10 protein-coding genes are annotated in these 7,482 nt (G+C 74.1%); 3 read left to right on the top strand and 7 right to left on the bottom strand.

All coding sequences use genetic code 11. The features are described 5' to 3' along the window. The coding region (locus AC529_RS01665; protein ID WP_332307031.1) for a PfkB family carbohydrate kinase at nucleotides 1-204 on the bottom strand (204 nt) is incomplete at its 3' end. A gap of 403 nt (nucleotides 205-607) precedes the next feature. On the opposite strand from AC529_RS01665, the gene AC529_RS01660 reads away from it, so the two are divergent. Then, nucleotides 608-1,033: an OsmC family protein gene (locus AC529_RS01660; protein ID WP_068753153.1), complete on the top strand. Its 426-nt coding sequence runs from the start codon at nucleotides 608-610 to the stop codon at nucleotides 1,031-1,033. Between the two features lie 146 nt (nucleotides 1,034-1,179). On the opposite strand, the gene AC529_RS01655 is transcribed toward AC529_RS01660, so the two are convergent. The 4 genes from AC529_RS01655 to AC529_RS01640 all read right to left on the bottom strand — a co-directional run bounded on the left by AC529_RS01655 (nucleotide 1,180) and on the right by AC529_RS01640 (nucleotide 4,026). Further along, entirely contained in the window at nucleotides 1,180-1,929 is a 750-nt protein-coding gene (locus AC529_RS01655) for a hypothetical protein (protein WP_068753152.1), read from the bottom strand. 205 nt (nucleotides 1,930-2,134) lie between these two features. Next, nucleotides 2,135-2,674 (bottom strand): hypothetical protein, encoded by a 540-nt coding sequence (locus tag AC529_RS01650; RefSeq protein WP_198156262.1) that lies wholly within the window; start codon nucleotides 2,672-2,674, stop codon nucleotides 2,135-2,137. Nucleotides 2,675-2,730: 56 nt separating this feature from the next. Continuing rightward, nucleotides 2,731-3,651, bottom strand: coding sequence for a helix-turn-helix transcriptional regulator (locus tag AC529_RS01645; protein WP_068753150.1), 921 nt, complete (start codon nucleotides 3,649-3,651; stop codon nucleotides 2,731-2,733). 87 nt (nucleotides 3,652-3,738) lie between these two features. Further along, nucleotides 3,739-4,026, bottom strand: a complete 288-nt coding sequence (locus AC529_RS01640) for a hypothetical protein (protein WP_068753149.1) — start codon at nucleotides 4,024-4,026, stop codon at nucleotides 3,739-3,741. Nucleotides 4,027-4,477: 451 nt separating this feature from the next. Here AC529_RS01640 and AC529_RS01635 point away from each other — a divergent pair, with 451 nt between their 5' ends. After that, complete coding sequence (locus AC529_RS01635; RefSeq protein WP_068753148.1) at nucleotides 4,478-5,650, top strand: 3'-5' exonuclease; 1,173 nt, start codon at nucleotides 4,478-4,480, stop codon at nucleotides 5,648-5,650. 25 nt (nucleotides 5,651-5,675) lie between these two features. Here AC529_RS01635 and AC529_RS01630 read toward each other — a convergent pair whose 3' ends face one another. Together AC529_RS01630 and AC529_RS01625 are read right to left on the bottom strand one after the other, a co-directional pair. Beyond that, on the bottom strand, nucleotides 5,676-6,596 hold the full coding sequence (locus AC529_RS01630) for a hypothetical protein (protein WP_083947857.1): 921 nt from the start codon (nucleotides 6,594-6,596) through the stop codon (nucleotides 5,676-5,678). A 106-nt stretch (nucleotides 6,597-6,702) separates the two neighbouring features. Continuing rightward, nucleotides 6,703-7,200: an SRPBCC family protein gene (locus AC529_RS01625; protein ID WP_068753147.1), complete on the bottom strand. Its 498-nt coding sequence runs from the start codon at nucleotides 7,198-7,200 to the stop codon at nucleotides 6,703-6,705. Between the two features lie 53 nt (nucleotides 7,201-7,253). On the opposite strand from AC529_RS01625, the gene AC529_RS01620 reads away from it, so the two are divergent. Further along, nucleotides 7,254-7,482 (top strand): TetR/AcrR family transcriptional regulator (locus AC529_RS01620; protein WP_157080071.1); only part of this gene is annotated, 229 nt, incomplete at its 3' end.

Raw genomic sequence — 7,482 nt, 5'->3', positions numbered from 1 at the left:
GGTGAGCTGGGCGCCCTCGGCGCCGCCCACGGGCAGCACCGCGACGGTCTGGACGCCGTGGTTGCGCAGTGCCCGGGAGACGTTGACCCCCTTGCCTCCCGCGTGTGCCATGGACGTGTGGATGCGCAGCACCGAGCCGCGGACGTAGGTGTCGATCTCCAGGGTGCGGTCGACGCTGGGGTTGGGCGTGACTGTGAGGATCATGCGCGCTCTCTTCTGGGTCGGCGGTGGTCGATCCCGGTTGCCCCCGGCCGGGGTCCGGGCGCTCGTCGGCCCGGGGGCCGCTCCCATCGTAGACGGAAAGGTCTAAACCAATTGGGGCTGCGGGGTGAAAGAGCGGTGCCGTGTCCGCCACGTCACCCGCAGGAGTGCGTCAACAGCCGCCGCGCCGGGTAGGGGCGGGGCCGGGACCGCACCCGCCGGTGCCCGCAAGGTGCCAGGTCAGCAGGACACGGCGGCGATGGCGGCCCCTGCCTTACCGGAAGCCGACGCGGATCCGGAATGATCGTTCCTGCGCGCACCGCCGGTGCGCCCGGCCGGAAGCGCCGCGCCTCCGGCCGGACAGCCACAGCCTGTACGGATCACCGACAAAGATTCGGAGTCTGCCATGCCGATCGTCTCCAAGGCCCACACCGAGTGGCAGGGAACCCTGTTCGAGGGCAGCGGAACCGTCTTCTTCGACTCCTCCGACCTGCCCCAGCAGCAGGTCACCTGGAAGGCCCGCGCCGAGTCCCACGGCGGCCTGACCAGCCCCGAGGAGCTGATCGCCGCGGCCCACTCCTCCTGCTTCTCCATGGCCCTGAGCAACGCCCTGGCCAAGGCGGGCACTCCGGCCACCACGCTGCACACCGAGGCCCAGGTGACCTTCCAGCCGGGCGAGGGCATCAAGGGCATCCACCTGGTCGTCCGCGGCGAGGTCCCGGGCATCTCCGCCGACGACTTCGTCAAGGCGGCCGAGGGCGCCAAGGAGAACTGCCCGGTCAGCAAGGCCCTCGCGGCGACGGCCATCACCCTGGACGCCGCCCTGGCCTGATGCGGGACGGAGCGGGCGGCCGGACGCGCACGCGGGGCCGCCCGCTCCGGCACACGGCGCACTCCGCTGCCGCCGGGCACTGCCGGGCGGCGGACACCCGTCGGACGCCCCCGTCCCCGCAGCGCGTGCGGAGACGGGGGTGCTGATCAGTCCTCCAGCAGCCGCTGGGGGATGACCTCCTCGCGCAGCGCGCGCAGGACGTCGTCGAAGTCCCCGACGTGGCCGACGTGCCCGGTGAGGCGACGCACCTCGGAGCGGATGGCCTCGACCACGGTCGGGCTCTGCACCACCTCGGCCAGCGGCGCGCCGGCCAGCGTCTGCCGCCACTTGAGCAGCGTGTCCAGCCGACCGTTCGCGACGGCGGCCCGACTCAGGTGGAACAGGGCGTCCACCTTGGCCTTCGCGTCGGCCTCACCCAGCAGGTCCACCTCCAGGACCAGCAGGGGGGTCTCCTCGGCCGTCTCCGCGTGGTAGACCTGCCACGCCCGGCCGTTGGTGAGCACCAGCCACTTGATCCCCTCGGCCGCGGCGCTGATGCGGGCCGGGCGCAGACTGCGCGCGTTGAGGTCCTGGCCGCACCGCTTCGCCTCGACCAGGGCGAAGGTCTCGTCGCCGACCTTCAGCCCGTAGTCGACGGCGTCGTTCTTGGTGCGGTACTCGGTGGTCACCTCGTCGTACTTGTTGTAGCCCAGCCCCTCGCTGAGGAAGTCGGTGATCAGCAGGCGGGTGTCGCCCTCGTTGGCGTCCCTGGCCACCAGGTCCTCCAGCGGCTTGGTGAGATGGTCCAGGGCCGTGCGCAGCCGGTCGCGGGCTTCGGCCTCCCACTGCGGGATCGGGTCCTCGATGCTGGCGAACTCTCCGGTCCAGGTCAGTACTTGGGTGGCTTCCGGGTCCATGGTGCTGTGAATCCCATTCGGTGCGATGTCGGGCAGAACGGTAACCGTCGGCCCATTATCGACCAGGATGCCGGGAATCCCGGTCTGGTCGGGATTTCCGGCGTGGTGGCGGCAGCGGGAACGCATGTCCGGAAGACTGCGACAGAGGCAGGGGCAAACGGCAGACGCCGAGTCCCGGCAGGCGGGACAGCCGGACCGGGGACGGTCACGGGGCCGGAGCCCGGCGCGACTGCTGCTGCACCGGGACGCCGCGGCGCAGGTACTCGGGGAGGGCGTCGTCGAGCGGGGCGAGCTCCGGGCGCAGCAGACCGGCCAGGAGGTCGCGGTCGTGCGCGTCGAGCGGCACCAGCGGGCGGCGCAGCCGCACGCTCCACGAGCGGGGGTCGGGGAAGGCGTGCAGCGCCTCGACGTGGTCGGCGAGGACCACGCCCCGGCCGAACGGCGCCAGTTCGGTGACGTGCAGCGGGCAGCGCAGCGGGTACTCGCGTCCGCCGAAGCGCACCGGCTCCTCGTCCCGGGCGATCGGGGCGGCCACGGTGGCGCGCGCGACGACGCGGCCCCGGTCGCGGGTGGGGTTCCGGAAACAGCCTCGGGTGGTGTAGACGAGCAGTTCGTCCCCGACCGCCAGGCGGGACACCTGGCCTGCCCGGGCGGCGGGAAACGCGGTCTGCCGGGTGGACAGCACCCAGGCCAGGGCCTCCCGGTCGCCGATCACCATCAGATAGGCGCTGTGTTCACCGCTCACGCTCCGACCGTACTGGATCGCAGGCACTGCGGGGCGACCGGAACCCGCCGCGGGCGTCACCGCGACGCGAACTCCAGGGGGGCGCCCTCCGTGACCGCGCCCAGGGCGTCGGCCCCGACGGAGAACTCCCGGTCCGGGTAGAGGGCGACCAGGCCGATCCAGTCGCGCACCGTCGCGCCCGCGGGCAGTTCCACCGGGGTGCTGCCCGGCCGCCGGGCCGCGCTGACGACCTGGGCGAAGACACCGGTGGTGATGGTCGCGACCACCACCGGGCGGCCGTGGGCGGACAGGCGGCCGAAGACCGTGGCGGCCAGGTCGTCGGGCGAGCACACCACGACGGTGTGGCGGCCCCGCGCGTCCCGGACCTGCGGGTGGCGCAGCAGGTACTCGATGAACCGGGGGGTGTGGCGGGCGTGCTCCACCAGGCGTTCGGCGATGCCGCGGGTCTCGTCGCGGCCGGGCAGCACGTCGAAGTCCACGTCGAGGCTGACCCGGACCGGCCGCGCGCCGTGCCGCAGCAGCCAGTCGATCTCGGTCGCCTCGGCCCGCGTGGGACGGTTCTCGCCGTCGTCCAGGCCGATGCCGCGCAGCCAGGCGTTGACCTCCGACCACAGCCACACCAGGGACCGGCCGACGGTGCCCTCCGGGGCGGGGAAGGGGGCGCGGTCCCGACGCTGGCCGTGCACCCACTGGGTGACGTTCTGGCGGCTGCGGCCGGTGCGTTCGGCGATGTCGGACACGCCGACCAGGTCGGGGTCCAGACGCAGGATGCGCATGGCGGGGGCGATCTGCCGGGCGCGCGCCACCACGGCTCCGGCGGCGGCGACCGCGTCCGGACCGCTGCCCGAAACCGTCATGCGGTGCACTCCGTGGGAGCAGGACAGCACAGCGTCCAGTTCGTCGGTGAGGGCGCCGACGACGGCGTGGTCGTCAAGGCTGATCCCGTCCACGACGAAGACGAACTCGTAGTCGGGCAACGGTTGTTCCCTTTCCGAAGGGCGGGCGCGGCTGGCGGGGGAGGGGCGCCCTGCCGTCCTCCAGTCTCGCACTGCCGTTGACAAACGTCAACGCGACTGGACGGGGCGGCCCTCTCCCCGCTCCCGCAGGGGAGGACGCCGCGGGTCGTCGGGAGGAAGCGGGCAGCGCCGCGCCTCCCGCAGGATGCGGCGGGCGGCCTGGCCGGGGTTGCGCGGAGTGCCCGGGATCTGGATCCGGGAGCAGCCGCACGGGCAGTGCAGCCGACCCCAGTGGCCCTCGTCGCGGAGCGTCCACCCGTCCGCCACCAGCGCCCGCAGCACCTCGCGGACCTCCTGCTTCTGGTGCGCGGAGGGGCTGAGCTCCTTACCGGTCACCTGTGGGACTCCCGACCTGTCGAAGGGGCGCGGCTCGGCTGCGGCCGACCCGGTGGCTTCCCGCGGCGCCAGGGACGAACCACGGGGAACCCCAGTATTCCAGGAGAAATCCGACAGTGTCGGAGTCGCTGTCCCGGCCCGGGCCGCCGCGGAACCGGCGCGGCGGGTGAGGAACGGGGATCCCGTGGTGCTCCTCTGCCCCCGCATGGCCGGAAGCGGACACGGCACCCCCGGAGCCGCCCCACCGCACCTCCGGACGCTCCGCCGACGGGCCCCGCCCGGGCCGGGAGCAGGCCGAGCCCTCTCGGACGGCGGTTCCCGGCCCCGATCCCACCCGCGGCCACACCGCAGAGCGGGACCGGCAGCGGCAGCCCCGCAGGCCGCTTTTCACCCCGCCCCGACAGGCCTGCGGTCTACGATCCTTGGGGTCACCACATCCCCGGAGGTCCCCATGGTTTTCCACTACGGCCGTCTCACCAGGAACGGTGGAGCCGATCCCCGAACGCTCACCTTCGCCGTCCTCTCCCTGCAGACGACCGGCCTGGACGCGGAGTGGGGAGCGCGCCTGTGCGAGGTGGCCGTGGTCCGGATGCGCGGTGACGGCACCGTGCTCGACGAGTACGCCACCCTCGTCAACCCGGGGGTCCCCGTGGGCAACACCGAACTCCACGGGATCACCGAGACCTGGATGACGGGCGTGCCCGGGTTCGAGCAGATCGCCGGGGACCTGGTCTCCTTCCTCGGGGACGCCGTCGTCGTCGGCTACGACCTCTTCACCGCCGAGCGGTTCCTCACCGCCGAGTTCGACGCCCTCGGCATCCCGCTGACCAACCTGCCCGGCCTGTGCCTGCTGAGCACCTGCCGCACCCACCTCAAGCACCCCGACTACCGCTTCGACTCGCTGTGCCGGCTGATGACCGGACAGTGGCCGGCAGCCGAGCACCACGCCCTGGAGGACGCCCGCTGCCTCGCCGCGATGCTGACGGCCCTGATCGCCACCGCCCCCCAGCCGCTGGGCTGGGAGGGGCCGGTGTCGGCGGCGCTGCCGATGCTCGCCTGCGGGGGCGACATCGCACCGCGCCCCGCCGTCCCCCGCCGGGCGGTCGACGAGGACCTCGACACCCTGGCCTCCCGGCTGCCCCGGATGGGCAACCCGCCCGCCCCCCGCGTGGACGGCCTGGCCAACTACCGCATGGCACTGGAGAAGTTCACCGTCGACGGTGTGATCCCGGCAGAGCAGGTGGAACGGCTGGCGATGCTGGCCTGCCGCGCCGGACTCACCCAGCAGACCGCGCGCGAGGTCCACCGCGAGCTGCTCGCGCGGGTCCCCCAGCGCGTCGGTGCGGCCGGTGCGGCGGCCGAACCGGGCGGCGGAGGGGACCGCGGAAGCAGCTCGGCGCCCGACTGGCGGGAGGTGTGGCGGCCGCGGGAGCTGACCCCGCAGGAGTACCGGGCGCAGTTCGCCGAATCCGCCGCCGCCCCCAAGGACCTGGTCATCGACCCGCCCAGCACCGACTCCCGCGAGGAGCTCCCAGGGCCGAAGTGGAATCCGAAGACCATCCTGTTCGTGGCCGTCCTGGTCGTGCTCGCCGCGGCCTGGCAGTACGTGGTGTGGACGACCTGAGACCGCAGAGCCGGCCCGGCCGCGCTCACCGGACGCACAGGCGGCGCACGGTGGCCAGGATGCGGTCGGGGGTGCGCAGGTCGGCCCAGGAGAAGTGGACGACGCGGATGCCGGGGACGGCCAGTTCCAGCGCACTGCGGCGGCGGGCGCGGCGCAGCACCTCGGCGGAGTCGGGCAGGTCCCGCTCCTCCGCCTCGACGAGCAGGCGGTGCTTCTCCCACCACAGGGCGCCCACCGCGACGAGGCGTCCCCGCGCGTCGTGGAACGGGTGCCGCAGGGAGTCGGGCGGCACCCCGCCGTCGACGCACACCAGTCTGATGCGGGTCTCCAGCGGACTGCGCGCCCGGCCGTCGGCCAGCGTCCACCACGGCCGGGACGGGAGGCTGCCGGGGCGGCCCGCGTTGGCCGCGGCGAGCGCGGGCAGCTCCGCCGCGCGGACCAGGCCCTGGTTGAGAGCGGAGTCGAGCAGGCACACCGCGGTGTCGCGGTCGGTGCCCAGCAGCACGTCGCGCAAGGTGCGCTGCGGAGTGGTCACCCGCAGCGCACCGCACGTGGTGACCTCGGCGGGGTCGGTGGCCCAGCAGTGCGTGACCACGCCGTCCCCGCCGTGCCGGGCCAGCGACGCGGGCACCGTCAGGTGGACCTCCCCCGACCAGGGCGGCAGTCCGCGCATCCGCCACAGGCGGGCGGCGGTGGGCCCGCTGGCGACCGCGGCGGGCCCCAGCGCCAGTTGCGCGGCCATCACCGCCGCCAGCAGGCGGCCCCGCTCGGTGGCGGGCGTGTGCTCGCCCACCAGGTAGACGTCCCGGCGCAGCGGGATCCACGCCCCCTGACGCACCAGGGAGCGCATCTGCGGTCCGGTGACGCCGTGGCGCAGCGCCTGGCTGCGGCTAATCACCCCGTACTGTGCGGCCGCGTACGCACTCGCGGCCCGAATCGTGTCCATGCGTCGAGCATGAGCACTGCCCGCGGGCCGCGGCCAGACGGATCCGCGGGCTGTGGACAACTCCCGGCCCCGGGCCCCGCAGGCCTGCGGGGCCCGGGGCCGGGACTCAGCGCCGGACCGCGGCGCGGACCGCGACCGTGCGCAGCAGGCGCACCAGCGGACTCCACCGGTGGGGGCGGGCGACGGCGAGGCCGAGGGACCGGCAGGCCCGGTCCAGGCTGTCCTCGATGAGCGCGTCGTGGAGCGGCCGGTAGAACAGCGGCCAGCTCAGCCGCGCCCAACCGGTGGTCCGCATGACGAGGCTGTGGCGCAGCAGGGCCTCCTCCTCGCCGAGCGGGATGACGGCGTACTCGTGGTGGCCGTGGAAACCCGCGGGTGCCTCGAAACGGAACCGGACGGAGCGGCCCGGACGGTACTCCGCGACGCGGTAGCGGACGGGACCGTGCCCGCCGCGGGCTCCCACGGCCAGCGGCCCGTCCAGGCGCATCGCGGGCCAGCGCTCCGCGGGCCACAGCCGGTCGTCGGGGGAGGCGAGGGAGTCGACCAGGGCGCCCACGGCCTCGGGGGAGGCGGCGAGGCGGCGCTGGTGCTCGTTGCGGACCACGGTTCCTCCCGGGGAGGGGCCTCCGATTCAATTAGAGAGTATTCTCTGATTCCATGCCGCGACCGGTCAAGCACTCCACCGACGCCATGCTCGACGCCGCCCGCGCACTCGTCCTCGACGGCGGACCGGCGGCCGCCTCGGCACGCGCGGTCTCCCAGGCCGTCGGAGCGCCCAGCGGCTCCGTCTACCACCGCTTCCCGCGCCGTGACGACCTCGTGGCGGCGGCGTGGCTGCGCGCCCAGGACCGCTTCCTCGCCGTCTACCTGGACGCGCTGGAAGGGG

It is taken from the genome of Thermobifida cellulosilytica TB100, from assembly GCF_001517975.1.
GTDB classification, from domain to species: Bacteria; Actinomycetota; Actinomycetes; order Streptosporangiales; family Streptosporangiaceae; genus Thermobifida; species Thermobifida cellulosilytica.
Note: the sequence above shows the minus strand (reverse complement) of the source record. Positions and strands in the feature narration are given on the sequence as shown.

Coding starts and splice junctions, on each gene's coding strand:
- AC529_RS01630 (WP_083947857.1), bottom strand. CDS start 6,596: ATGGACACGATTCGGGCCGCGAGTGCGTACGCGGCCGCACAGTACGGG.
- AC529_RS01655 (WP_068753152.1), bottom strand. CDS start 1,929: ATGGACCCGGAAGCCACCCAAGTACTGACCTGGACCGGAGAGTTCGCC.
- AC529_RS01660 (WP_068753153.1), top strand. CDS start 608: ATGCCGATCGTCTCCAAGGCCCACACCGAGTGGCAGGGAACCCTGTTC.
- AC529_RS01635 (WP_068753148.1), top strand. CDS start 4,478: ATGGTTTTCCACTACGGCCGTCTCACCAGGAACGGTGGAGCCGATCCC.